The sequence below is a fragment of the Filimonas lacunae genome (assembly GCF_002355595.1).
GTDB lineage: Bacteria > Bacteroidota > Bacteroidia > Chitinophagales > Chitinophagaceae > Filimonas > Filimonas lacunae.
The window spans coordinates 7,086,982-7,111,314 of record NZ_AP017422.1 but is presented as its reverse complement, the minus strand read 5'-3'; the positions used below and the strand labels follow the sequence as shown (position 1 = coordinate 7,111,314).

Annotated in this window: 25 protein-coding genes; 5 read left to right on the top strand and 20 right to left on the bottom strand. The window is 43.1% G+C overall.

Going from position 1 to position 24,333, the window contains the following annotated elements; all coding sequences use genetic code 11:
* Nucleotides 1–5 precede the first annotated feature (5 nt).
* Complete coding sequence (locus tag FLA_RS28100) at nt 6–1,265, bottom strand: c-type cytochrome (RefSeq protein WP_076376611.1); 1,260 nt, start codon at nt 1,263–1,265, stop codon at nt 6–8.
* Nucleotides 1,266–1,499: 234 nt separating this feature from the next.
* Between FLA_RS28100 and purN the strand changes: the two genes are divergently transcribed.
* The gene (gene purN, locus FLA_RS28095; RefSeq protein WP_076376609.1) at nt 1,500–2,120 is read left to right on the top strand and encodes a phosphoribosylglycinamide formyltransferase; all 621 of its coding nucleotides are present in this window, start codon (nt 1,500–1,502) and stop codon (nt 2,118–2,120) included.
* Nucleotides 2,121–2,213: 93 nt separating this feature from the next.
* Here the strand turns inward: purN and FLA_RS28090 are convergent, their stop codons facing one another.
* The 8 genes from FLA_RS28090 to uvrB all read right to left on the bottom strand — a co-directional run bounded on the left by FLA_RS28090 (nt 2,214) and on the right by uvrB (nt 10,568).
* The gene (locus tag FLA_RS28090) at nt 2,214–3,023 is read right to left on the bottom strand and encodes a hypothetical protein (protein ID WP_076376607.1); all 810 of its coding nucleotides are present in this window, start codon (nt 3,021–3,023) and stop codon (nt 2,214–2,216) included.
* Between the two features lie 12 nt (nt 3,024–3,035).
* Complete coding sequence (locus FLA_RS28085) at nt 3,036–3,575, bottom strand: heavy-metal-associated domain-containing protein (RefSeq protein ID WP_076376605.1); 540 nt, start codon at nt 3,573–3,575, stop codon at nt 3,036–3,038.
* A gap of 27 nt (nt 3,576–3,602) precedes the next feature.
* On the bottom strand, nt 3,603–3,941 hold the full coding sequence (locus tag FLA_RS28080) for a heavy-metal-associated domain-containing protein (protein WP_076376603.1): 339 nt from the start codon (nt 3,939–3,941) through the stop codon (nt 3,603–3,605).
* Between the two features lie 117 nt (nt 3,942–4,058).
* The gene (locus FLA_RS28075) at nt 4,059–4,454 is read right to left on the bottom strand and encodes an HYC_CC_PP family protein (RefSeq protein WP_076376601.1); all 396 of its coding nucleotides are present in this window, start codon (nt 4,452–4,454) and stop codon (nt 4,059–4,061) included.
* Between the two features lie 89 nt (nt 4,455–4,543).
* Nucleotides 4,544–5,245 (bottom strand): DsbA family oxidoreductase, encoded by a 702-nt coding sequence (locus FLA_RS28070; RefSeq protein WP_076376599.1) that lies wholly within the window; start codon nt 5,243–5,245, stop codon nt 4,544–4,546.
* 39 nt (nt 5,246–5,284) lie between these two features.
* The gene (locus FLA_RS28065) at nt 5,285–7,750 is read right to left on the bottom strand and encodes an AsmA family protein (protein ID WP_076376597.1); all 2,466 of its coding nucleotides are present in this window, start codon (nt 7,748–7,750) and stop codon (nt 5,285–5,287) included.
* Nucleotides 7,751–7,765: 15 nt separating this feature from the next.
* Nucleotides 7,766–8,503, bottom strand: coding sequence for a ParA family protein (locus FLA_RS28060; protein WP_076376595.1), 738 nt, complete (start codon nt 8,501–8,503; stop codon nt 7,766–7,768).
* 25 nt (nt 8,504–8,528) lie between these two features.
* Nucleotides 8,529–10,568 carry an excinuclease ABC subunit UvrB gene (uvrB, locus tag FLA_RS28055; RefSeq protein ID WP_076376593.1) on the bottom strand — a complete coding sequence of 680 codons (2,040 nt, stop codon included), beginning with the start codon at nt 10,566–10,568 and terminating at the stop codon, nt 8,529–8,531.
* Between the two features lie 119 nt (nt 10,569–10,687).
* Here uvrB and rpiA point away from each other — a divergent pair, with 119 nt between their 5' ends.
* Nucleotides 10,688–11,383 (top strand): ribose-5-phosphate isomerase RpiA, encoded by a 696-nt coding sequence (gene rpiA / locus FLA_RS28050; RefSeq protein WP_076376591.1) that lies wholly within the window; start codon nt 10,688–10,690, stop codon nt 11,381–11,383.
* 5 nt (nt 11,384–11,388) lie between these two features.
* Here rpiA and FLA_RS28045 read toward each other — a convergent pair whose 3' ends face one another.
* The 6 genes from FLA_RS28045 to FLA_RS28020 all read right to left on the bottom strand — a co-directional run bounded on the left by FLA_RS28045 (nt 11,389) and on the right by FLA_RS28020 (nt 17,735).
* Nucleotides 11,389–13,632: a transferrin receptor-like dimerization domain-containing protein gene (locus tag FLA_RS28045; RefSeq protein WP_084206049.1), complete on the bottom strand. Its 2,244-nt coding sequence runs from the start codon at nt 13,630–13,632 to the stop codon at nt 11,389–11,391.
* Between the two features lie 13 nt (nt 13,633–13,645).
* The gene (locus FLA_RS28040; RefSeq protein WP_231940342.1) at nt 13,646–14,062 is read right to left on the bottom strand and encodes a methylglyoxal synthase; all 417 of its coding nucleotides are present in this window, start codon (nt 14,060–14,062) and stop codon (nt 13,646–13,648) included.
* A 113-nt stretch (nt 14,063–14,175) separates the two neighbouring features.
* Entirely contained in the window at nt 14,176–14,754 is a 579-nt protein-coding gene (locus FLA_RS28035) for a Crp/Fnr family transcriptional regulator (protein WP_076376587.1), read from the bottom strand.
* A gap of 96 nt (nt 14,755–14,850) precedes the next feature.
* Nucleotides 14,851–15,894 carry a recombinase RecA gene (recA, locus tag FLA_RS28030; protein ID WP_076376585.1) on the bottom strand — a complete coding sequence of 348 codons (1,044 nt, stop codon included), beginning with the start codon at nt 15,892–15,894 and terminating at the stop codon, nt 14,851–14,853.
* 230 nt (nt 15,895–16,124) lie between these two features.
* Nucleotides 16,125–17,204 (bottom strand): iron-containing alcohol dehydrogenase family protein, encoded by a 1,080-nt coding sequence (locus tag FLA_RS28025; protein ID WP_084206048.1) that lies wholly within the window; start codon nt 17,202–17,204, stop codon nt 16,125–16,127.
* Nucleotides 17,205–17,237: 33 nt separating this feature from the next.
* Nucleotides 17,238–17,735 (bottom strand): regulatory protein RecX, encoded by a 498-nt coding sequence (locus FLA_RS28020; protein ID WP_076376581.1) that lies wholly within the window; start codon nt 17,733–17,735, stop codon nt 17,238–17,240.
* Nucleotides 17,736–17,891: 156 nt separating this feature from the next.
* Between FLA_RS28020 and dnaN the strand changes: the two genes are divergently transcribed.
* The gene (gene dnaN, locus FLA_RS28015; protein ID WP_076376579.1) at nt 17,892–19,007 is read left to right on the top strand and encodes a DNA polymerase III subunit beta; all 1,116 of its coding nucleotides are present in this window, start codon (nt 17,892–17,894) and stop codon (nt 19,005–19,007) included.
* A gap of 82 nt (nt 19,008–19,089) precedes the next feature.
* Nucleotides 19,090–19,908 (top strand): sterol desaturase family protein, encoded by an 819-nt coding sequence (locus FLA_RS28010; RefSeq protein WP_076376577.1) that lies wholly within the window; start codon nt 19,090–19,092, stop codon nt 19,906–19,908.
* Between the two features lie 28 nt (nt 19,909–19,936).
* Here the strand turns inward: FLA_RS28010 and FLA_RS28005 are convergent, their stop codons facing one another.
* Nucleotides 19,937–20,473, bottom strand: coding sequence for an AAA family ATPase (locus FLA_RS28005; RefSeq protein ID WP_076377382.1), 537 nt, complete (start codon nt 20,471–20,473; stop codon nt 19,937–19,939).
* A complete protein-coding gene (gene pnuC, locus FLA_RS28000) occupies nt 20,470–21,087 on the bottom strand; it encodes a nicotinamide riboside transporter PnuC (RefSeq protein ID WP_076376575.1) in 618 nt (205 codons plus the stop codon). Before pnuC ends, FLA_RS28005 begins: the two co-directional genes overlap by 4 nt.
* A gap of 84 nt (nt 21,088–21,171) precedes the next feature.
* On the opposite strand from pnuC, the gene FLA_RS27995 reads away from it, so the two are divergent.
* Nucleotides 21,172–22,308 (top strand): AI-2E family transporter, encoded by a 1,137-nt coding sequence (locus tag FLA_RS27995; RefSeq protein WP_076376573.1) that lies wholly within the window; start codon nt 21,172–21,174, stop codon nt 22,306–22,308.
* A 9-nt stretch (nt 22,309–22,317) separates the two neighbouring features.
* Here the strand turns inward: FLA_RS27995 and FLA_RS27990 are convergent, their stop codons facing one another.
* The 3 genes from FLA_RS27990 to FLA_RS27980 all read right to left on the bottom strand — a co-directional run bounded on the left by FLA_RS27990 (nt 22,318) and on the right by FLA_RS27980 (nt 24,274).
* Nucleotides 22,318–22,917: a NifU family protein gene (locus tag FLA_RS27990; protein WP_076376571.1), complete on the bottom strand. Its 600-nt coding sequence runs from the start codon at nt 22,915–22,917 to the stop codon at nt 22,318–22,320.
* Between the two features lie 106 nt (nt 22,918–23,023).
* Nucleotides 23,024–23,620, bottom strand: coding sequence for a carboxymuconolactone decarboxylase family protein (locus FLA_RS27985; protein WP_096511357.1), 597 nt, complete (start codon nt 23,618–23,620; stop codon nt 23,024–23,026).
* 84 nt (nt 23,621–23,704) lie between these two features.
* Complete coding sequence (locus tag FLA_RS27980) at nt 23,705–24,274, bottom strand: peroxiredoxin (RefSeq protein WP_076376569.1); 570 nt, start codon at nt 24,272–24,274, stop codon at nt 23,705–23,707.
* Nucleotides 24,275–24,333: the final 59 nt, after the last annotated feature.

Sequence of the window (24,333 nt, the reverse complement as noted above, 5' to 3'; positions counted from 1 at the left end):
TCCTATTAATAGTGACATTTTTGACACTCAGTACCACCGATCATTTCTACAGTAACACCTTTAGTGCTGTCTAACTTACCGTTTTTCAGCTGCTCGTGGTACTTCTCGAAAATGCTGTAGTAGCCATTGTCTTTGAACTGAACCTGAGTAGTGCGGTGACAGTTAATACACCAGCCCATGCTTAAGTCAGCAAATTGCTTCACTTCGTCCATTTTGTTGATCTCGCCGTGACAGGTTTGACACTGTACTTTACCAGCCATCACGTGTTGTGAGTGGTTGAAATAAACGTGATCAGGAAGATTGTGAATGCGTGTCCATTCAATAGGAGTTGCTTTAGAAGCATCCCATGGTTTACCCGGAGTATAACCAGCATATTTATATAACTTCTGGATTTCAGCAGTACCATTTACTTCTTCACCTTCTGCGTTATACAGTTTCTCTTTACCTGAATATTCATTGATAGCCAGGTGACAGTTCATACAAACGTTCACTGAAGGAATAGTAGCCTGCTTGCTTTCCTGTGCATTACCATGACAGTACAAACAGTTGATCTGGTTGATGCCGGCGTGCACTTTGTGAGAGTAGAAGATTGGTTGTTTAGGCTCGTAGCTTTGTGTGCGGCCTAAACCGATAGCACCTTTAACAGTGAAGAAGCCACCTACTAAGAATAAGATTACCGCAACGAAAGCGATGTAGGTTTTGTTTCTCCAGAAAGGAACTGGTTCGTGTGCAGGAATTCCGTCTTTGTCATCAGCCAGTTTACGCAGGTTTGCGTTAACCTGTAACAAGATGAAAGCAACTACGGCTAAAACTAAAGTAAGGATACCAAACAGTAAGGTGTTGTCACCTTCAGCTGCTGCTGCACTTACTTCACCACCAGGAGTACCAGTTGCTGGAGTTGCTGTAGCAGTTTTGTTAATGTAACCCAGAATTGCATCAATTTCCGCATCAGTTAAGTTCGGAAATGTGTTCATCGGAGTTTTGTTGTACTCATTGTACAGGTTTACCGCATAAGGGTAACCACTTTTAATTACAGCCTGGTTATTCTTAATCCACGCGTGTAACATTTTTTTGTCAGGCCAGCGGTCTTCCACACCTGCAAGGGCGGGACCGGTTAATTTCTTACTTACAGCGTGACAAGATGCACAGTTTGCCGAAAACAACGCTTTACCATCCTGAGCGAAAGCACCATTTCCCAACTGCAATATAAAAGCCAGTGTGAATCCAAATATCAACTTCCCGGCAAAACGACTTAGGTGGATCATATTCACAATTCTGTTGTGTAGATGTGGAAAAATATCCGTGAACGGGTGCAAAAATATGACACGATGCTGACAAAAAACCATCACCTTAAAAATTTTTTTAACCACATGTAGCTTGCATTTCAGCGATTTGTCTGAAAATTGCGTGGAGAAAGCAGTTATAATTTTTGTCAAGGGGGCTTTATTAACAACGAACTGAACATATTGTTTACTGCCATATAAAATAAAAGAGCAAATATGACGACAGATAAAAACAACGCTACCATAAAGATTGCAGTTTTTGCTTCCGGCGCCGGATCGAATGCACGTAAGCTGATTGAGCATTTTAATAGCACTATCTCCTCCCCACTATCGAAGGGTATAGAAGTGGCCCTGGTGGTGAGTAATAAAATAGATGCCGGCGTTTTACAAATTGCCGCTGAGTTCCAGATTCCAACCCTGATTATTGAGAAGGAGAAATTTTTCAGGGGTAACGGTTACGTAGATGAATTAAAGCAATCGGGGATTGATTTTGTGGTACTCGCCGGATTTTTATGGAAGATACCTTCTACCCTGGTACAGGCGTATGCTGGTGCCATGGTGAACATTCACCCGGCCTTGTTACCCAAATATGGGGGGAAAGGCATGTACGGCAATTTTGTGCATGAAGCCGTAATTGCTAATAAAGAACCGGAAAGTGGTATTACCATACATATGGTAGACGAAGTATTTGATAACGGCGCGCATTTATTCCAGGCTACCTGCCCTGTGCTGGCAGATGACACCCCGGCTACACTGGCGCAACGCATTCATCAGCTGGAACACGCACATTATCCAAGGGTGGTGGAAGAAACCATTCGTAAAACGGGGAAAGCGTAATTAGTAAAGAGAAAACAGCCGGATTGCTATTGGCAAATTCTTATCCGCATTGTCAGTGATCGAAAATACCTCCGGCTGATTCATTTTATTGGTTTATAGCACGTTGAACAACGTATGCTCGAAACGGATTAAAAAGCTATTGGCCGAATAACGGCTTAATGTGCTGTATAATTGCTGACGGTAACCTACATCTATCCGGGTTTGGCTATTAATGATAAACTGTATGGCCGGAGCGATGTCCAGGAACGATTTATTATTATTCAAACTGTGTTGGCCCAATAATTCTACCATCAGGTTAAAATTCAACTGACCGTAATGGGTATAGCTGGATGGATAAAGCAGCCTGCCGGTAGACAGTGAATAATTCATGGCCTCACCCGGAAAACCGGTTTGACGGCTGTTGCCCACCACCTGTTCGAAACTGACACTGGCCGAAATGGCCTGTTTGTGCAATAATTGGGTAGCTATAAACCCTAGCTCATAACCTTTTTGTAAGCCGTTGGTTTCAATTTCTTCCTTCACGCGGCTTACCCCGGAACTGCCTGCCCTGCCAAAAGCAGCCAGCCGAAAATGGCGATACATATTATCAGTGGTGTAAAAACGGTATTTGGCGTAAACCCCACCACCTTCTACCCGGGTGGTGCCATTGCTATTACTTACATATCCCTCGCCGTGAAGCATCAATTTTTTGTTGACACCCAACATTACCTCCGGAAGCAGTTGATAATCAGGTGTTCCGGTCATGCGCTGGGTCATAATATTACTGGTTAGCCGCACACCCATCGATTTGGCCGGCATGTTACTGGCCGGCTCGGAAAACACAAACAATTCCTGTGCATGGCTGATGCATGCAGTAAATAAAAGGCCAGCCCACAAGCTGCCGGCCTTGAAATATTTTGTCATACGTTCTTCTTCTTATTGCATGGTTACATGATAAATGCGTTGTTGCTGGCCTGAAGCGTTTTTCATTTTTCCGCTTTCAAAGCAGGTCATTGTAGTAGCAGAAGCATACAATTTCCTGTCTTTTTCAGGCAAAAAATCTTTGTCCAGCACCAGCAGCTTTTGCTCGCCCTGCAACGTGGTGTTTTGCACCTTCATAAAATGGAACGTACTGTTGTTCACTTTTACATGTGAATCGTTTTCAATAGCTGTGTTGGCAAAATTGGCTTTCACCTCCATGGCAGCCACAGAAAAACCGGCGTCTAATACGGCATCTTTTAAAGCATCGAGACTGATAACCGCGTCGGGTTTAAAAGTGATCAGGTAGCCGGAGTTTTCAATATCAGCTTCTACCGTGTTCACAGCAGGCTGTTTTTGTAAAGCTTTAAAAATGGCTTTACTGCACATACTGCAGGTAAGACCACTGGCTTTTACATATACCGAAGTAATTTCCTGGGCAGAACCAGCCACAACGGCCAGCACTACCAGGGCAAATGCAAATACTAACTTTTTCATACTCATTTTTTATGCGTGTGTAATGACTTATTGTTTTTTCCTTTCGTACTGGCAACACTCATCTAACTCGCCATAAGCCTTGTCGTCTGCTTTGTATTTTTCAGTGTCGTAACCTACTGCTGCAATTTTCTTTTGTACAGAGTCGGTATTCACTTTAGCAGGATTGTAAGACAGGGTGAGTTGCTTTGTGTCTTTATTCCAGTCGGCCTTGGTTACGCCTGGTTGTTTGGCAGCGGTTTCAATTTTCTTTTTGCACATGCCACATTCACCGTTTACTTTAATAACCACGGTTTTGATTTCCTGGGCAAACAGAGATACAGTCAGGATAGCACAAACGGCTACCAGTAACATTTTAATTGATTTCATACAATTACTTTTTTAATGGAATGATGGGAAATAAGAACACTGTTGGTAACCTGTTGCTACGGGTACAAACAGGATTGGCCATACCGGAAGGATGGCTGTATGCATAAAAAATGAGTATCAGATACGAAATACGCAGTTACGTACAAACAAAGGAACCTCGCTGGCAAGCGGAGGAGAATGCGGGGAAGGGAATAAAACGGGCTGTTCAGCAATAGCTGTAATACCTGCGTGGTATTGGTGAACTGGTTGATATACCACAGGAGCCTGCATCAATTCTATAAAAGCAGATGCCGTGTGGTCTTTCTCCAGTTTTACCAGTTTATGCTCGTCTTTGCAGCAGCTTTTGCCAGGCGCAGCGGATTTTTTCATTCCACATTTACCGCATTTATGGCTGTCGTTGTCTACCAGGCTTACCCCCAGCAACTTGCCCATGCAAAAATGCAGGTGCAAAGTAGCGCCGGAAGAAACTCCCAGGTACAGAACAGCTAATATGGCTACTACGAGCTTTTTCATTATCCTTTCAAAAGTAAACAGGATTTGCCGGATGATATTTATAAAATTTCCTAAAAAAATTGCAACATCCTGTTTACCTCGTATTTATTTTATCCGCAATTGCCGTCGGTAGTGCAGGTTTCGCCCTCATTTACTTCCAGAGTGGTTGGTTGCTGCTGCCACTCAGCAAATGATTTTTCCAGGATTTGCAAAAAGGCTTCACTTTCCTGCGCACCGGAAACAGCATAACGCCTGTTCATTACAAAAAACGGTACCCCGTTTACACCTAACGCTTTGGCTTCCATTACATCCAGCTGCACCTGGCTGGCATACGTGTATTTTTCCAACATCTCACTCACCGCCGCCCTATCCAGCCCCGCTTCTACTCCCAGTTCTGTTAAAGTGGCTTTTTCCGACACGTTTTTGCCATCGATAAAGTAAGCACGAAACAGAATTTCTTCCATTTCATCTCCTTTACCAGCTGCCTTAGCCATCTGGATGAGGCAATGTGCCCGGTAGGTGTTAGCTAAAACCGTGTTTTCCATGTTGAAATGCAAACCCGCGTCTGCAGCCATGGAGGTAACACGCTCCTGTATCTGGCGCACCTGCTCTACCGGCCAGCCCTTGGTTTTGCTTAAATATTCTTCAAGGTTTTTATACACACCATCTTTCAAATCAGGGTTGAGTTGAAAACTGCGCCATTCTACCTGTAATTGATCTTTATGTGGAAATTGCTCCAGAGCTTCTTCAAACCTGCGTTTGCCTATATAGCAAAAAGGACAGGCTACGTCACTCCATATCTCTACTTTCATACAATAACGTTTAACCAGTAACCCAAAGTTACGGCTTCTTTACAGAGGATCATTTTTATGTTCTTTCCGGTATTTTTTGAATAAATCCAGCCCGATTTTGATGTTTCCCTTTAAATCGGGCCGGGCGCGGAGGTGGATACTGGCTCCCATTTTAGCATGGGCACCCTTGTTTTTAGGTTTTTCCTGTGGGGTAGACAAAAAACTATGCAGCGGAATCTGGATACTGATATCTGTATTTCCCCGCAGACTGTACAAACCTTCTACATAGAGGGTCATAACGGTAGATTGTATTTCCATACGCTGGATGCGCATTTCACTGTCTTTGATAATAAGGCTGTCTTTCAATTCGGCAAACTGTACATGGCTAAGGTCTTTATCGCGAAACACAAAGCTTTTAATATTTTCCAGTGGTTCAAATTTGATCAGCTCTCCATCTTTGACAGAAAAATACACCAGGCCATTCATAGTATTGGATACAATATCCCCTTTACTGTCCAGGTTCAGCCGCAGTTTGGCGTTGGTACTCAATCGTCCCCGCAGGTTTTGAGAACTAAGCCCTTTTAAACCAAAATTGTCGAAAGCATAAAAAGCCCGCCGTATATCCACATTATTTAAAGCAATACGGGTAGAAGCCACGTGCTGGCTGCCATCCTGTGTGATGGTACCCTGCATTTGCAAAGATCCGCCTGCATGATCTACACTTACCTGTTGTATATCCCAGCTGTCGCTGCTGAAAACGACTTCGCCGTTTAAGCTGGTAGCAGTAAAGTGATTGAGTTCAATGGTATCTGCACCAATTTTTAGATGGAAGGTGCCTTTTTCCAACAGGTCATCAAATTTCCCCGCTACCTGCGACATGGATTTCATACGCCTTCCACCAGAACTTGCCTGTCGCTGTTTTTTGCTGAACAGCGTGCGAAAATCGGCCAGGTTTAAAAACGGTGTACGCAGTTCACAAAATAAGCTGGCTTTTTGTTCGGCCTTTTCCAGCGTAAGCGAACGAAGATCTTTTCCTTGAAGGTTAACCGTAAAATGGTTTTTACCTACGTTACACTCCATATTGGTAGTATGAAGGTCGTCCGGAGAAAAAGCAATTTCCCCGTTACAATGTGAAAACAGAAGATTCCGGGGTTCATATTGAACAGCGCCATCCTTCACTATTAATTTACCACTGAGATATTGGGTAACATTGGTGTTAATAGCAACAGGACCATTATACTGTAAAAATATCTGTGCTGTGCCGTTTACAAAATGGAGAGTTTGTAATCCCGTTTTGCCTTCCAGCGCCGACAATGCACAACTGCTTTTTACATCAAAAAAGAGATTCGGGTGTACCAGGTTGGTGAGCATGATCTTCTCCCCTTCAAACACAGCACCGCCCCAGCCCGCTGAAAAATGATTGAGCGCTATCTGTGAGTTTTCATCTATGTAAGGCAGGGTATCGCTGACTGCATTGGTAAAAGATGCCGTGAAAAAACATTGATCGAAACGGGCCAATGGTGTTATCAGAGCATTATCTGCCACTTCGCAATATACATTTACCCGGGGCCGGTGACCGCCCGTGAGTTTTCCCTGTAATGAGACCGATACATTCAAAGGCTTTTCAAAATTGATAATGCCCAGCCGCTGTTGTATACGTTGGTTTAAAATAGAAGCAGCCTGCTGATACATCACCTTTTTAGTATTGGCTTCTATAGAAAATTGCGACTGGGTGCTATCGCCCAGTACAAAGAATCCTTTGATGTTAAAAGGTTGGTTGTCGATTTTTACACGGGTATCAGGAAAAGACAAGGTTTTGCTGTTGGTGTTATATGCCAGCTTCCAACGGGCTTCCAGTGTTTTATTGGTAAAATAACTGCCCCGCTCCAGGTTAAAGCCCAACCCTTTTATCAGCACATTTTCTCTCAGGTCAATGGCATACACAGTGTCCTTTTTACGCACGGTAGCATCCAGCTTTTTAAAAGCGATTTCAAAACGTTTGTTTTTGATCGCGTTTTCTGAAACAGCCGTAATGTTTTGCAAAGCCACTTCTTCAATCATCACCTGCCGGCGGGTAGTGGAATCTTTGGGGCGGGGTTGTTTAATAGCCAGCAAATATTTATTGGTGTAACCTGTGGAATCAGTAAAAATATGCACCGTTCCCTCAGACAGTTTTACATACCGTACTATTACCTTTTTACGCACAATGGCCATAATAGGAATGCGGGTAGAAACTTCCTTTACATCCAACAGTGGCTTATGATACAACGAATCGGTAATAGTTACCTGCTGCAATACAATGTTGATGTTAGGAAAATAACCCCAGGCATTTACTTCCAGGTTTTGCACATGAACATCGCCCTTGAGCGCTTCACTGAGCTGGGAATTGATGCGTTGCAGTAATTCGCTTTTGTGGGAGGAAATATAAACCTGGGCGATAATGATAATAACAGCAATAAGGCTGATAATAATTAATACAATCAGCGCACTTATCCTTACCAGTTTATGCTGCATCCATTCTTTCATAGGTTTATTGGTATGTTAACGAATGGTCTTTTTTATCTCCTGCCACAGATCGCGGTAACACTGTGCGGCATAACTACTATTGGCAAAATCGAACAAAGGCAATTGGTTCACACCCATTTTCTCCACATCGCTGAGATAGGGTATATAGTTTTTAAAAAAGATCTTGTCTTTATAAAACGTCTGTACAATTTCGTGATGCAGGTTTTTACGATGATCCACCATGCTGAAAAAGCATTTGATCTTAGCCGTGTCCAGATCATGCTCCGTAAAGTAATCCACCACTGTTTCGTAAGAACGTATGGAAAGTGTGGTAGGTATATTAGGCATCAGCACCCAGTCCGCCGCATGAAAAACATTATCGTGTAACAGGGAAATCCCCGGAGGACAATCCAGAAAAACAATATCAAAACCTTTTACATTGCTAAGCAGGTTTTTGATTTTCTTTTTGCTCTGCTTCATTTCATCCAGCACCACATCTGCATTACGGGCAGAAAGGTCGGCCGGGATTACCCATAAATTTTCGTAAGCTGTTTCGTGAGCCGCATCGGCAATTGAAATTTCGTCGGTAAGCAGTTTCCTGCTTACATTTTTAACGTCCGATTCTACGTTGAAGTAATAAGAAGAAGATCCTTGCGGATCAAGATCCCATACCAGCGTCTTCCACCCATCTGCCGCTGCCAGGTAAGCGAGGTTCACTGTAGAAGCAGTTTTACCCACACCTCCTTTCAGATTGTATAAGGCCAGTGAAATCATAGTAACGGTTTTAAAAGGGAATATACTATTTTTTCATCGCTTCCAGCTCTTTCTGAAGCCTGAACATCTCGTCTCGCAAGCGGGCAGCTTCTATGAAATCCAGGTCGCGTGCTGCTTTTTCCATCTCTTTTTTCACTTTCGAAATGCCCTTTTCCACTTGCGGAATGGTTTTGTACACCTCCTGCTCTTCCGCTGCCATGTGTACAATATCTTCATCCGGCTGTATAGCGTATTTATCTTTTGTATCGTAGCCCTTAATATCCAATACAGAAGTCTGCTTCATAATCTGCTCTATCGACTTCTTCACCGTTGTAGGCGTTACACCGTTTAATATATTGGAAGCAATCTGCTTTTCGCGGCGGCGATTGGTTTCGTCAATGGTACGTTGCATGCTCTCTGTCATCTTATCGGCATAAAAGATAACAAGGCCATCCACGTTACGGGCCGCACGACCCGCCGTTTGGGTTAAAGAACGCTCGTTACGAAGAAAACCCTCTTTATCAGCATCCAATATAGCAACCAGCGAAACTTCGGGCAGGTCAAGACCTTCCCTTAACAGGTTTACACCCACCAGCACATCAATCTCGCCCAAACGCAACTGGCGTAATATTTCTACCCGTTCCAGCGTATCCACATCGCTGTGTATATATTTCGATTTTACATTAATGCGTTGCAGGTATTTATCCATCTCTTCCGCCATACGCTTGGTTAACGTAGTAACCAGGGTACGGTCGCCCTTTTTAACGCGCTTATCAATTTCGTTTAACAGGTCATCAATCTGGTTAACACTGGGACGTATTTCAATGGGTGGATCTAACAAACCGGTAGGTCTTACCACTTGCTCTACAACCATACCGCCGGTTTGTTCCAGTTCAAAATCGCCCGGAGTGGCACTTACATAAATGGTTTGTCCCGTCATCGCTTCAAATTCGTGAAAGTTAAGCGGTCGGTTATCCAGTGCGCTGGGCAAACGGAAACCATAATCTACCAGCACCATTTTACGACTACGGTCACCACCATACATACCGGCTATCTGCGGAATGGTTTGGTGACTTTCATCTATCACACATAAAAAGTCTTTCGGGAAATAATCCAGCAAACAGAAAGGACGTGTGCCCGGATTACGGCGGTCGAAAAAGCGGGAATAGTTTTCAATACCATTACAGTAACCCAGTTCCCGTATCATTTCCAGGTCGTATTCCACCCGTTCTTTCAAACGCTGCGCTTCCAGCAGTTTACCTACAGATTTGTAGTACTCTACCTGCGCCATCATTTCATCCTGTATCTCGTACATGATCTGCTGCTGCATGTCTTTCGGCGCCAGGTAAAGGTTGGCCGGGAAGATAGCTGCATTATCAACAGTGGCAATACGCTTGCTGGTAGTTACATCAATACTTTCTATCTCTTCAATTTCATCACCAAAGAAAGTAATACGGTAACCGTAGTCGTTGTACGGCAGGTTAATATCCACCGTATCGCCTTTTACGCGAAAGGTGCCACGCTTAAATTCTATCTGTGTGCGGGTATAGGTGCTGTTTACCAGGCTATGCAAAAAAGCCTGCCGGCTCAGCATCTGGCCCCGGTGAATGCGTATGATTCCGTTTTCAAATTCGGTAGGGTTACCCATACCGTATATACAGCTTACGCTGGCTACCACAATAATATCGCGGCGGCCGGTGAGCAGTTCGCTGGTTGCCTGCAAACGCAGTTTGTCCAGCTCTTCGTTAATGCTTAAATCCTTTTCTATGTAAGTATCGCTCACAGGCATGTAAGCCTCGGGCTGATAATAATCGTAATAGCTTACAAAATAGCCTACCGCGTTATCAGGAAAAAACTGTTTAAACTCACCATACAGCTGTGCCACCAGTGTTTTGTTGTGCGTAAGCACCAGTGTAGGGCGCTGCACATTGGCAATAACATTGGCAATGGTATATGTTTTACCTGAACCGGTAACACCCAGTAAAGTTTGATACATTTCTCCATCATTCAATCCATCTGTTAACTGGGCAATAGCAGAAGGCTGATCTCCACCGGGAGAGTACGGTGCGTGTAGTGTAAAAGGCATAATATTCGTATAGCAAGTTACGAATATGTCACTTGTGAGAATGTTAAAAGCTTTGTGCCAGAAAAACGCGGGCTGACCGGAATATTGTAATTTTAAAGTACATAGACATTATCAAACACATGTTTTCCCACGAAGAAATTAAGAAGCGGGTTGCTGAATACGCAGCCGATTACGTAGAAGCGGGCATGACCATAGGCATCGGCACGGGCAGTACAGTGTACTGGTTATTACAGGAATTGGGTAAACGTGTGCAGCAAGGCCTGCATTTTAAAGCCGTACCCACCTCACGACAAACACAAACACTGGCCACTGAACTGGGTATTTCACTGGTAGACCTAAACAACGTAGACCAGTTGGTACTTACCCTGGATGGTGCAGATGAAGTAGCCCCCGGTTTACAATTGATTAAAGGAGGAGGTGGTGCATTATTACAGGAAAAAATTGTAGCCGCTGCTTCGCGCCAACTGATTATACTGGCCGATGAAAGTAAAATGGTGAATGTGCTGGGCAGGTTTCCCTTGCCTGTAGAAGTAATTCCATTTGGATGGAAGCAGGTACAGAAGAAAATAATACAGCAACTTGGCTGTCAGCTGGTGGAGTTAAGGGAGAAGAACGGGGAAACTTTTGTGTCCGATCATGGCCACTATATACTGGATTGCCACTTCTCGCAGATAACAGATACACCTGAGCTCAATGAAGCTATACATAACATACCCGGTGTAGTAGAAACTGGATTGTTTCCGAACATGGCAGATATAGCGGTGGTGGGTTACGCAGATGGGCGCATTACCACCACCACCAGTACTTTACCATAATATTGTTAGCCCGCCAGTTTTGCCAGCAGGTATAAATGATCAGCCAGCTGGCGAATGGCATCGGCAGCCAAATTAATTTGTTCCTGCGCCTGATTCCACTTACGCTGTTCTATAGCTTCCCGTATACCCGGCATTGTTTTTACACCATAGCCCGTATAAAATCCGGGAGCATATAAAGTATGTTTAAACCAGGGACGGCTAGGCAATCCCTTCGGATTCATTAACTGTTGCTCTGCCTGGAATAATAATTTATTGATAGGCCCATGATCGTTGGTGGTAAGCAAAAACCTGCTCAACGAATCTCCCGCCAGCCGGGTTACTTTATCAAAATCCTGCATGGCGTTTTGCAAAGGCGAAAAATCCATATAAGGCAATTCCTCCTTTGGCTTTGGCGCAATACTCAACGTTTTAGGATCAGCTGCCAGTTTATAAGCACGACCACGTAGTATCTGGTTTTCTACATTGGTAGCTTCCCGCATCTGTTCTACCTGGCTCATTAGATCGGTAACATATCCGTTTACGGTTGTATATAATGTACGGAAATTAAAAGGCAGGATTTCTGCATTTGCCATTCTCAACGCTACACGACCCGCAGTTTGTGCCAACGCTGCTCCATATAAAAAGCCAGAATCTTTAAAACGTACATAGTTGCTGTAGGAATCATAAATAGAATGATACTCTCCGCCATCATCTTCTCCACCAAACTCCAGGTTTAAACTGGGCACACCCACATGCTGCAGAAAAGAAGTATAATCAGAACCTGAACCCAGCGCACTTAAACTGAGTGATCTTTTAGCCAACGCATCTTTACGGGCAATAAGGGTAGATGCTTTAATAATATCATTTGCCTTTCTACGTTCGTAAACACTTACTTTGGTTTGTGGATCAATCACTGCTTTGGCAATATCATCCATTAAAGGCTCCAGGGCATGTGAACCGCCAGCCTGTAAAAAGCCGCGACCATTGCCATCGGTGTTGATATAAATAACTGCCTTTTGTTCCAGTTCATCCGCGTGTGCTTCTACCCATTCGGTGGAACCCATTAAACCCGGCTCTTCTCCATCCCATGCACAATACACCAGGGTGCGTTGTGGTTTCCAGCCTTGTTTCACCAGTTGTCCAATAGCTTTTGCTTCTTCCAGCAAAGCAGCCAGGCCACTAACCGGATCAGCAGCACCATTTACCCAGGCATCGTGGTGGTTACCTCTTATTACCCATTCATCAGGATAAGCCTCTCCCTGCATAGTAGCAATAACATCATAACAGGGTGTTTGCTTCCATTCGCATTCTACATGTAAATGCACTTTGGCGCTGCCCGGACCTACATGATAGGTAATAGGCAAAGCACCACGCCAATCTTCCGGAGCCACAGGGCCACCCAATGCTTCCAATAAAGGTTTAGCATCGTGATAGCTGATAGGCAGTACCGGTATTTTTAATAAGTTGGCTGCTTTAGATCTTTCCAGCCTGGGCGCATTTTCTGTAGAAGCGATATTAGGAGTAAGCGGGTCGCCGGGATACACTACCATATCCATTACCGAACCACGCTGCACACCATATTCATTTTTGAAAGCACCTTTTGGATACACCTCGCCCTGGTAATACCCATCATCTTTGGGATCGGAGTAAATGATACAACCTATAGCGCCATGTTCCTGCGCTATTTTAGGTTTAATGCCACGCCAGGACCGGCCATATTTGGCTATTACAATTTTGCCGTTCACATCAATGCCCAGCTTTTCCAGCTGTTCATAGTCAGAAGGCAGCCCATAGTTTACAAACACCAGTTCTCCATTCACATCCCCATCTGCACCCCAGGCATTATAAGTAGGCAATTGCCCTTCCTGTGATGAACTGGGATCTTCTTTTACAGCCAGCTCTTTCAGTACTGCTTTGTATTTGGTGGGATAGGTTAATTCCAGTTCACGCACTTTGGGTGTGGGAAACAAAACCTGGAAGGTTTCAATATTGACAGTAAAACCGTACTCCTTAAACCGGGCCGCTACTTTCCCGGCCACTGCTTTACCTGCAGCAGAACCTATATGATGCGGACGGGCAGAAAATTCGTAAATGGTTTTGCCAATATTATCTGCACTGATCAGCTGGTCGAACCTCGCTTCGTTTTGCAGTTGTGTCTGGCTGGCTTTTTCGGTAAAACCTGCCAACGGTTTGGTATTGGATTGTGCTAAAGCTGCACTACTCATCAGTAGTAAACCTGCCATTGCACCGGTAACAATTGTGGGTTTCATTTTATGCTGAGATTTAGGTGTGAATGCCCCTCGATAAATAACCCGTGTAATCAGGCACATCAGCCTCATATTCACTTTTCATGTAAGGAGAGGTCATAAGAAAATCTGCCGTGGCCCTATCCATGGCCATAGGAATGTTCCAGGCAACTCCTAAACGAAGCAATGCTTTTACATCACTATCGTGCGGCTGCGCTTCCATCGGATCCCAGAAAAAGATCATTACATCTATATCGCCCGTTGCAATCATTGCCCCCAGCTGCTGGTCACCGCCCAGCGGACCACTTAGTACCCGCTTTACCGGTACGCCCAGCATTTGTTCCAGCAATTTACCTGTTGTACCTGTAGCTATTAAATCATGCTGCGCCAAATGCTCTTTATTGGCAGTAGCCCATTCTATCAAATCTGCTTTCCTGTTATCATGCGCAACCATGGCAATCCTTTTGTTGATTGCTAGTTTTTTAATTTTCGGCATACGCAATAATAAGATATTTCCACATAGTAACATCTGCTTCAAATTGCAGTAAAGCTGCATTGGATTTTGAGCTATTTAGTCAGTAACTGCCGCCTGATACGGCTAAGGCTTTCAGGCGTAATACCGAGGTAAGAAGCAATATGAATAAGGGGTACACGATTGGCAATATCCGGATGGGAATGAAGTAATTCGGCATACCGCTCTTCGGCAGTAACACTAAGGGAGGAGTTGAGCCTGCGCTGTACAGCCACGTAGGCATTTTGTAGTAATAACCGCTTCCAACGTTCCAGCATAGGAATTTTGTTGAAGAGGTTTTCCATGTCTTCTTTATAAAGCAGTAACAAGTCACAATCCTCCACGCTTTCTATATGTAGAAGCGAAGGCGCTTCTGAAACATAACTGTACAAATCGCTGATCCAGTTATCTTCAAAAGCAAACTGCACAATAGATTCAACCCCTTTGGAATTAACAGAAAACGACCGCAGGCAGCCCTTGTTTACAAAAATGGTGTAGTTACATATTTCGCCGGCCGTAAGTACACGCGATTTCTTTCGGATAGAAAGCGGTTTTACCACAGCTTCGATTTGTTCAAATTCACTGTTGGTAAGAGAAACTTTTCGGGTAATGTTCTGGCGAAGTTGTTCGTACATAACCCGTTAAAGGTAAAAATAAAATAGCCATCCCGGAGACCCGGGATGGCTCATACTTACTAAACCCCCAAACATATACTTGGCAACCGCCATGGATTAGGCTTCTGCAGATTCAGCAACAGCAGGTTTTACTTCTGCTATGCCAGCTGCGGCCTGTGCCACTTTGGCTCTTATTTTCCCTTCGATTTCTGCAGCCAGCTCTGGATTATCGTGCATTAACTGCTTCACAGCATCACGACCCTGGCCTAACTTATTGCTTTCGTAGCTGAACCAGCTACCACTTTTTTGAACAATACCCAGCTCAACACCCATGTCGATGATTTCGCCTACTTTGCTGATACCTTCACCAAAGATGATATCGAACTCGGTGCTACGGAATGGAGGAGCTACTTTGTTTTTAACCACTTTTACTTTAACGCGGTTACCTACTGCTTCATCGCCATCTTTAATTTGAGTAGAACGACGGATATCCAACCTTACAGAAGCGTAGAACTTAAGCGCGTTACCACCGGTAGTAGTTTCGGGGTTACCGAACATAACACCGATTTTTTCACGCAACTGGTTAATGAATATACATACCGTACCTGTTTTGCTGATGGTAGCGGTTAACTTACGCAGCGCCTGAGACATCAAACGCGCCTGTAAGCCCATTTTGCTGTCGCCCATTTCGCCTTCCAGTTCCCCTTTAGGAACCAACGCCGCAACAGAATCAATTACTACTACATCCAATGCACCGGATAAAATTAAACGATCGGCAATTTCCAGCGCCTGCTCACCATAATCGGGCTGGGAAATTAACAGGCTGTCTACATCAACGCCAAGTTTTCTGGCATAAGCGCTGTCAAAAGCATGTTCCGCATCTATAATAGCGCAGATGCCACCTTTTTTCTGTGCTTCCGCAATTACGTGTGTAGATAAAGTGGTTTTACCAGAAGATTCAGGGCCATATATTTCAATAATTCTTCCCTTAGGTAAACCGCCTACGCCAAGCGCAATATCTAAACCAATAGAACCGGTAGAAACTACTTCCAGTTGCTTATCAGTACGCTCATTCATCATCATTACGCTGCCCTTTCCAAAATCCTTGTCAATTTTGTCAATTGTTAATTTCAGCGCTTTCAGTTTATCTGCATTAGACATAGTAAGTATGTTTTAGTGTGTTTTCGTTTGTCAAATGTAACAACGCCATAAAAGTACAATAATTTTATTATCAACACTAACTTATTTAGTTTTTTATCCAATTTTTTTGGCACGTATAGTAAGTAATGCTAAAGTTTACAGGATAAAAAATAAAAAGCGGCAAACAAAAGGAGTAAAAATTCCTGCTGTTTACCGCTGGTCGTTTTATTCACTAAAATGTTGGTAATGAATTATAAACGCTCGTATAAAGCGCGTAATTTTTCGCGGGTCATTATTTTTTCCCAGTCTTTACCCAAGGCATTCTCCCATAAAGGCTTCATACCCAACGATACAGAGATCATGCTTTCAAACTGCTCTTCAGTAAGTCCTTTAGTAATTCCCTGCGGAATTTCTATTTTATGCTTCTCCACCATGCGTTTGAATTTCTCAACGCCTTCGGGATAATATTCTTCTAGTTTGTCAAATACAATACAGTTACCAATACCATGTTTGGTACCCAACACGTAGGCCAGGCCATAACTTACTGCGTGTGCCACGCCCACCTGGCTGTAGGCAATGCTCATACCACCGGCATAAGAAGCCATTACCAGTTTCTCGTCACACTCGTCATCCCACTGGTCTTTGTCCAGGAACACTTCTTCACACAATACCTGGGCTTTTTCGCCATAGCTCTGGCTAAAAGCGTTGAGGTAAGTTCCGTTTAACGATTCCACACAATGGATAAAGCAATCCATAGCTGTGTAAAAACGCTGGTTGTCAGGAACGGTTTTGCATAATTCCGGATCCAGTACAATCTGATCGAAAGTGGTAAAGTCAGAATTCATACCCAATTTACGGGTAGGACCAGTAAGCACACAAGTACGGCTTACTTCCGCACCGGTACCGGCAATGGTAGGAATACCCGCTTTGTACACACCTGGCACTTTTACCAGATCCCACCCCTGGTAATCAACTGACGAACCGGGGTTGGTCATCATCAATGCAACAGCTTTAGCAGTGTCCATTACAGAACCACCACCAATACCTATAATACCACTTACTTCACCAAACTCTGCTTTTAATTCATCACGCAGTTTGTCAACACCCGAAGTTTTAGGCTCGTGTTCTACATCTATTATTACTACTTTATCTTTTCCGCGTAAAGGAATACGGGAAAGAAAAGCCTGGTTATCTCTGAAAAATTCATCTACGAAAAAAATCATCGGCGCATCGCCCTTGCGCTGTGGTGACAGGATATCGTCTAATTGGTTAAACGAACCTCTGCCGTATACCACGTAGTTTACCATTCTAAAGTTTCGAAACTGTGCCATAGCTAGTTTATTAGAACAGCGAAGGTAATATGTTTAATCATTTACCGGATCGTTACCCTCACGGCAACCTTTTACCGCTTTTTGAGCCAGCGGCAATTCATAACCTTTTTGCAAAAGATAGCTGATAGCTTTTGCCTGGCGATTCAGATATTGCTCACCTTTGAGACTATCCCACTTATCTATAGCCAGCTTCTGCAGCGTGGCAGCGTAATCATCTTCATCTATAGAAGTCAATGCCTTCTTTAAATTATAACTGCTTACCCCTTTTTGTTTCAGCTCGTGCATTATTTTAACCCGACCCCATTTTTTTAAGCGGAACTTTCCTCCGGCAAACTGGCACGCAAACCGCTCTTCATTTAAGTAATCTTCTTCAATTAATCCCGACAGTATCTCCTCTACATCATCTTTGCGAAGTCCAAAACCATATAGTTTTTCTTTCACTTCCTGGTGGGTTCTTTCCTGATAAGCACAGTAATGCCTGATCTTAGGTATAGCTTTTTCTTTTGATATGTGGTTACGGAATGGCTGCATAGCCCCGCAAAATTGTGGATTTCCTTAAAAACAGACCCGTTTGGTGTACAAATAATTCACATTCGCGTACTTATACAGGTTATACGCAATTCTATTGACTGTATATTAATTTTTTTGCTGTAGGTTTGTTGCCAACTCAAAAATTGCAGTGACAGTATGAAATTTATTGTATCGTCTTCTTCATTATTGAAACATTTACAACAAATCAGCGGGGTAATTAACTCTAATACGGTTCTGCCTATTCTGGAAGATTTCTTATTTGAAATTGAGGAAAAAAAGCTGACTATTGTAGCCACCGACCTGGAAACAGTAATGCGGGTGCAGATGGATGTGGAAAGTAAGGCAAACGGTAAAGTGTGTATCCCGGCAAAAATTCTGATAGACTCTCTTAAAAATATCCCGGATCAACCTCTTACTTTCAGTATCGACAAAAACTTCGCTATTGAAATTACCAGCGACAATGGTAAGTACAAAGTAATGGGCGAGAACCCGGACAATTTTCCGAAAGAGCCAGTAGCAGATGATACCAACAGCTTTACTATCAGCAGCCACGCATTATTAACTGCCATCAACAAAACTTTGTTTGCAGTAAGTAACGATGACCTGCGTCCTGCAATGACCGGTGTTTACTTTGAATTACATAAAGATGCTATCCAGTTTGTAGCTACAGATGCACACAGATTGGTTCGCTATAAAAAAACAAACATTACCTGTCCTAAAGCGGATAGCTTCATTGCGCCTAAAAAGCCTTTGAACCTGTTGAAAAATGCTTTACCAGACAACGAAGATGAGCTGACTTTGAACTACAACGCCAGCCACCTGTTTGTTACACACGGTTCTACCCAATTGATTTGTCGCCTGATCGACGCTCGTTTCCCTGATTATAAAGTAGTTATCCCAACCGATAACCCTTATAAGCTGCTGGTAAACAAAGCTGATTTCCAAAGCGCACTGCGTCGTGTAAGCGTATTCAGTAACAAAAGCACTAACCAGGTAGCCCTGAGCATTAGCGGAAGCGAACTGCAACTGGCTGCACAGGACGTTGACTTTAGCTTTGAAGGTAACGAACGCATGAACTGTCAATATGATGGTGAAGACCTGCAGATTGCATTCAACGCAAAGTTCCTGATTGAAATGCTGAACGCTGCCAACAGCGATGAAGTAAAAATTGAATTATCTACTTCTACCAAAGCCGGTATCATCAAACCTACCGAACAGGCTGAAAACGAAGAATTACTGATGCTGGTGATGCCACTGATGTTAAACAGCTAAGAATACAACTTTTTGATAAGAAGAAACTCCCGCCGCAAACGGGAGTTTTTTTGTAAATTGGTATAGCTGTAAAAAGCTTGCCATGGAAACAATAGCCCAATATTTCTCACACATACCTTCTGCCCATCGTGCGCTAATTCTGGCAGGTGGTATCACCCTTTTCTGGTTAATAGAATCAGCCATTCCGCTGGTATCATTTACTTATAACAAATGGCGGCATGCAGGTATCAACTTCTTTTTCACGTTTACCACTATCATTATCAATTTTGGTTTTGCCTTGCTAATTGTATTAAGCAGTGACTGGTGTGTAAATCATCATTTTGGCCTGGTGCAATGGCTCAACTCTCCCTTATGGTTAACATTACTGATTGGTTTGCCGGTGCTGGACCTGGTAGGTGCTTACCTCGTGCATTTTATCGAACACAAAATAAAGTGGATGTGGAAATTTCACATGGTACACCACTCTGATATATATGTAGACACCACCACGGCTAACCGCCACCACCCCGGTGAAAGCGTTTTCAGAGCCGTGTTTACTATTATAGCCGTTTTTGTTAGCGGCGCTCCTATCTGGTTGGTGATGTTATATCAATCCTTATCAGTAGTGCTTTCCCAGTTTAACCACGCTAACATTAAGCTTCCTCGTTGGGCAGATCGTCTTATAAAACTGGTAATTGTTACACCTGGCATGCACCGGGTACATCATCATTATGTGCGGCCCGAAACCGACAGTAACTATGGAAACATCTTTTCATTCTGGGATAGACTTTTCGGCACCTATTCCAATGCCGATACTAACAAACTGCAATACGGTCTGGACGTACTAACCGGCAGGGAAGATGGCAATCTGAAAGAGCAGTTATTACTGCCCTTTGATAAAAAGGTGAAAACGGATTACTGACGTTACGCTTAGAACAAATTAACCTGGACTATCCGGCGGTAATGAATGTATCTACGCCTGCAATGGCTTTTTGTAAACGTTCATCGTAATTACCACTGATATCCACCCAAGGTGTGGATTGATTAATCATGATATCCTTGTAAATCTGGTATAGTTCACGACGTGGTTGTTCGTCCGGGTATTCGCGTAATTCATCTTTTACCCAGGGCAGATCAATATTACACAGCAGATACAGATCGTATTTACGCGATACAATTTCATCCAGTATCCACTGATGGCAACGGTTGAATACATATTCACACCAAACCTTCATCACATACATATCCGTATCAATAAAAAGAAAAGGATTTTGCTTTTGCGCAACAGAAACTGCGTGTTGGTTTTCCAGCACTATTTGCCCCTGAGCAATGGTAAGCAGGTTGTCGAAAGTATAATTACTGCCATGAGTTAACAGATATTCACGTGCATACTCGGCACACCACTCAGTTTGGTAATGTTTTGCCAACTGCTCGCATAAGGTACTTTTGCCCGTTGACTCCGGGCCTATCACCACTACTTTCTTCATGCCATCAAATTTTCCTGTTTCCATTTTCTATACCATACTATCCAACCTGAAATAGCCAGCGCCAGAAAAATAATAAACTGAACACTCGTAAATACATATCCCTTGATAAAATACAAGGGAATGGAAACGATATTAGTAATAATCCACCAGATCCAGTTCTCCATTTTCTTTTTATTCATCAGGAACATGCCTGTATAAGCCGAAGCAGAAGCCAATGCATCCTCCAGAGGAACCGTGCTGGTAGTAAATTTTCGTAACAGTAACCAGAGAGCAAGCCACATGCCGCCAAAAAACAACAGTGTTTGTTGCCAGTCCCGACCATTTGATGTGGTGATGTGTAAAACCTTTTCGCCTGTATCTGTGCGGCGCGACCACATATACCAACCGGCCAGGTTCATGATAACATAGTAGATATTTAAGCCAGCTTCCGCAAACAGACCGCCGGCAAAACTGATGTATACATAAATAGCCGTGCTGATAACACCAAAAGGATACACGAGTATATTAGCCGAACGGGAAAAATACACACTGGCAATACCGGTGAGTACAGCCATAAACTCAGGCCAGGTAGTAGCCCGAAGCCCATCCATAAACTGGTGAAACAGTAATTCCATTATTTATCAAAGATAAAGGCGAAGATGGCCACTGATTTGCAGTGGCTTTTAGTATTATATTTACAATAGTACAAATCAATTGTTATGCCCCTTACCAGTCCGCAGCCTTTTTATATGAAACTCAGCCATACATTGATCAGCATTGTATTGATTGGTTTTATCATGTACGTGGGTCATAGCATATTAGTACCACTGGCTTTTGCTTCTTTGTTCAGTATTATATTAATGACGCCTTGTGATTTTCTGGAAAAGCGTAAAGTACCACGTACCGTAGCTGCCGCGTTATCTGTGCTGCTGTTCATTATCATCATTGGCATAATACTCTATTTCATTTTTTCACAACTGGTAAGCTTTCAAAACGATTTACCCAAACTGGGTGTGCAATTGCAGGGGGCATTAGTAAATCTCGAAAACAGTATCCAGGAACGCTTTCACATCAGCGGCGCTAAAATGCGTGAGTTTTTAAACTCAGCCAGCTCGCAAACATTGTCACACACTTCTACAGTAGTAGGCACCACTGTTTCCACTTTATCCAGCGCCGTTATTTACATGGTGCTGATTCCTATTTATACCTTTTTATTGTTATTGTATAGGGGCATTATCACCCGCTTTTTCATACGCAGTTTCCAGGAAGAACACAGCCCTGCGGTAAGAAATATTATGGGCAAAACCCGCCATGTGATTAAAAGCTACATTGCTGGTCTTATCATTGAAATGATCATTGTAGCCATTATGAACTGCACCGGCTTTTTTATACTGGGTGTAAAATATGCGTTGATGTTGGGTGTAATAGCTGCTTTATTAAACCTGATACCGTATGTAGGTATTTTTACTGCCTGCATATTAAGTCTGCTGATTACGTTTACCACCAATTCACCCGCTACGGTGCTAGGTGTGGCTATAGTGTTGGTAATTGTTCATATTATAGACAGCAATATTCTATTACCGCGTGTGGTAGGTTCTAAAGTGAAAATAAATGCGCTGGTTACAATAGTTGGCGTGTTGGTAGGTAGCGCCATATGGGGAATTGCCGGTATGTTCTTAGCGATACCGATCATGGCTATTTTGAAAGTAATATTCGATGGAATAGAATCCACACAGGCCTGGGGAATTTTATTAGGCGATGAAACCAGTAATACAACCCAGGTAATCATTGTAGAAACCGAGCCTACTACAGAAGTTTCACCGCCGGCAGTAACAACTGCTGAGAAAAAGGCGTAGCAGAAAAGCTTATTCAGCTTCTGCTACTACTTCTTTTACTTCAGGAATCATACGCTTCATCATACCTTCGATACCCGCTTTCAGGGTGATCATAGATGAAGGACATCCGCTACAGCTTCCCTGTAACATCAGGTTTACTATTCCTTCGTTATAACTTTTAAACTGGATAGCACCGCCGTCCATTTCAACTGCCGGTTTCACATAGTTATCCAGTAATTCTTTAATTCTTTTTACAACATCGTCATCATCAGCTTCCACGGTGTTGCTGGCTTCCTGTTTGATTTTGGATACTTCCTCTTCATTGATTACAGCACCGCCATTTTCCAGGTAGTCTTTCAAAAACTGCTTGATGGTAGGGATTACATCCTGCCAGTCTTCTGTATCGTTGGTTTTTGTCAGCGTAACAAAGTTGCTGGCAATAAATACGCTCCTGATAAAAGGAAAGCTGAACAATTCTTTAGCCAGGGGTGAAGGACCAGCCAGGCTTTCATCTGCAAAATCAATACTCTTACCGGGATACAATAATTTGTTGGCTACAAATTTCATTGTTTCCGGATTGGGTGTCATTTCCGTATATATGCTAATAACGGGATTTCCTGTTTTAATCATAACGCTGCTTTTACCTTGTCAACAAAGGTACAAAGTTTAAGGTTTAAGGCTCTATTCCGTAACAGTAATCTGTTAGAGTAAACATAAAACCCTAAACCTCAGATATTTAGGACAAAATGGTGATCAAACCTTTGATTACCGCACCCAGTTTTACCGCTTCAAAAACACGAATTTCACTGCTATTGTGTTGTAAAACAGAAGCTTCATGGCTGGTTACACACATTTCGCAACCGTTAACAGAAGAAACCACCAGGCTTAACAGCTCAAAAAATTCTTTACCCAGTACAGGACTCATCATAATGCTCATTTTGATGCCTGCAGGCTGGTTGTTGTAAAAATCTTTGTGCATAAAGTGCCTGAAACGATAAAACACGTTGTTGGTGTTCATCAGCGAAGTGCAGGCAATTACCTCTGCAATCTCTGCTTCGGTAGCACCAGCAGCGATAGCCAGTTGAGTGAAAGACTGTTTCAGTAAATCAAAACGTTCGTTTACTGCTATAGACAGTGCCAGTAATAACGCTTCTTTCCTGTTCAGGTTTTGAGAATTATTTAAAACGTTGCTTACGTTTATTTTCAGGTCTTTGATATACTTCGCTTCTACCTGCAATAATGCCTGGGCATTGGCAGAAGGAGTGTATTCAGAAATACCTACTTCATTCAGCAGGTTGATAAAAGTTTCGTTCTGTATTAAAACCTCGCTCATGGTAATTTGTTTTATTTACAAATACGGCAGGAATATTCCTGCCGCATCGTATTGTGTCTCATCAATAAATTAAAATCCCTTCTCTTAGTTCAAAGCCAGGGCTGTAGTTAATGTTTCTTCGCCTTTGCTCCAGTTACAAGGACACAGTTCGTCTGTTTGCAGAGCATCCAGTACACGAATAACTTCCTGTACACTACGACCTACGCTCAGATCATATACACTTACCCAACGTACAATACCTTGAGGGTCGATGATGAAAGTTGCGCGGTAAGCAATTTTTTCCGCATCATCTAAAATACCCAGTTCTTCAGCCAGGCTCTTAGAAGTATCAGCCAGCATAGGGAATTTCAGGTCGCGCAGATCAGCGTGATCTCTTCTCCATGCAGCGTGTACAAACTCAGAATCGGTAGAAGCACCAATCAGTACAGTATCACGGTCGGTGAATTCGCTGTGCTTTTTGTTGAATTCAGCAATTTCAGTAGGACATACGAAAGTGAAATCTTTAGGCCACCAGAACATTACTGTCCATTTACCATCTTTAGCACCAACTTGCTCAGTGATTTCTGTAAACTCTTTTCCTTTCTCGATAGATACAACCGCTTTCTTAGTAAAAGCTGGAAACTGATTGCCAATGGATAATACTTTGTTACTCATAACTGATGATGTTTTATAACGTTACTATAATTAATTCCGATTTTCCCAACTTGTATATG

Bases quoted from the DNA above. Each gene is read 5' to 3' on its own strand.
- FLA_RS28065 (WP_076376597.1), bottom strand. From the start codon at position 7,750: ATGAAAGAATGGATGCAGCATAAACTGGTAAGGATAAGTGCGCTGATT.
- FLA_RS28040 (WP_231940342.1), bottom strand. From the start codon at position 14,062: ATGGTTGCGCATGATAACAGGAAAGCAGATTTGATAGAATGGGCTACT.
- FLA_RS28005 (WP_076377382.1), bottom strand. From the start codon at position 20,473: ATGAAGAAAGTAGTGGTGATAGGCCCGGAGTCAACGGGCAAAAGTACC.
- purN (WP_076376609.1), top strand. From the start codon at position 1,500: ATGACGACAGATAAAAACAACGCTACCATAAAGATTGCAGTTTTTGCT.
- FLA_RS28060 (WP_076376595.1), bottom strand. From the start codon at position 8,503: ATGATTTCACTGGCCTTATACAATCTGAAAGGAGGTGTGGGTAAAACT.
- FLA_RS28045 (WP_084206049.1), bottom strand. From the start codon at position 13,632: ATGAAACCCACAATTGTTACCGGTGCAATGGCAGGTTTACTACTGATG.
- FLA_RS28090 (WP_076376607.1), bottom strand. From the start codon at position 3,023: ATGACAAAATATTTCAAGGCCGGCAGCTTGTGGGCTGGCCTTTTATTT.
- FLA_RS28010 (WP_076376577.1), top strand. From the start codon at position 19,090: ATGGAAACAATAGCCCAATATTTCTCACACATACCTTCTGCCCATCGT.
- FLA_RS28075 (WP_076376601.1), bottom strand. From the start codon at position 4,454: ATGAAAAAGCTCGTAGTAGCCATATTAGCTGTTCTGTACCTGGGAGTT.
- FLA_RS27980 (WP_076376569.1), bottom strand. From the start codon at position 24,274: ATGAGTAACAAAGTATTATCCATTGGCAATCAGTTTCCAGCTTTTACT.
- FLA_RS27985 (WP_096511357.1), bottom strand. From the start codon at position 23,620: ATGAGCGAGGTTTTAATACAGAACGAAACTTTTATCAACCTGCTGAAT.
- FLA_RS28100 (WP_076376611.1), bottom strand. From the start codon at position 1,265: ATGATCCACCTAAGTCGTTTTGCCGGGAAGTTGATATTTGGATTCACA.
- dnaN (WP_076376579.1), top strand. From the start codon at position 17,892: ATGAAATTTATTGTATCGTCTTCTTCATTATTGAAACATTTACAACAA.
- FLA_RS28025 (WP_084206048.1), bottom strand. From the start codon at position 17,204: ATGGCACAGTTTCGAAACTTTAGAATGGTAAACTACGTGGTATACGGC.
- FLA_RS28020 (WP_076376581.1), bottom strand. From the start codon at position 17,735: ATGCAGCCATTCCGTAACCACATATCAAAAGAAAAAGCTATACCTAAG.
- rpiA (WP_076376591.1), top strand. From the start codon at position 10,688: ATGTTTTCCCACGAAGAAATTAAGAAGCGGGTTGCTGAATACGCAGCC.
- FLA_RS27995 (WP_076376573.1), top strand. From the start codon at position 21,172: ATGCCCCTTACCAGTCCGCAGCCTTTTTATATGAAACTCAGCCATACA.
- FLA_RS28085 (WP_076376605.1), bottom strand. From the start codon at position 3,575: ATGAAAAAGTTAGTATTTGCATTTGCCCTGGTAGTGCTGGCCGTTGTG.
- FLA_RS28070 (WP_076376599.1), bottom strand. From the start codon at position 5,245: ATGAAAGTAGAGATATGGAGTGACGTAGCCTGTCCTTTTTGCTATATA.
- FLA_RS28080 (WP_076376603.1), bottom strand. From the start codon at position 3,941: ATGAAATCAATTAAAATGTTACTGGTAGCCGTTTGTGCTATCCTGACT.
- FLA_RS28035 (WP_076376587.1), bottom strand. From the start codon at position 14,754: ATGTACGAACAACTTCGCCAGAACATTACCCGAAAAGTTTCTCTTACC.
- recA (WP_076376585.1), bottom strand. From the start codon at position 15,894: ATGTCTAATGCAGATAAACTGAAAGCGCTGAAATTAACAATTGACAAA.
- pnuC (WP_076376575.1), bottom strand. From the start codon at position 21,087: ATGGAATTACTGTTTCACCAGTTTATGGATGGGCTTCGGGCTACTACC.
- FLA_RS27990 (WP_076376571.1), bottom strand. From the start codon at position 22,917: ATGATTAAAACAGGAAATCCCGTTATTAGCATATATACGGAAATGACA.
- uvrB (WP_076376593.1), bottom strand. From the start codon at position 10,568: ATGCCTTTTACACTACACGCACCGTACTCTCCCGGTGGAGATCAGCCT.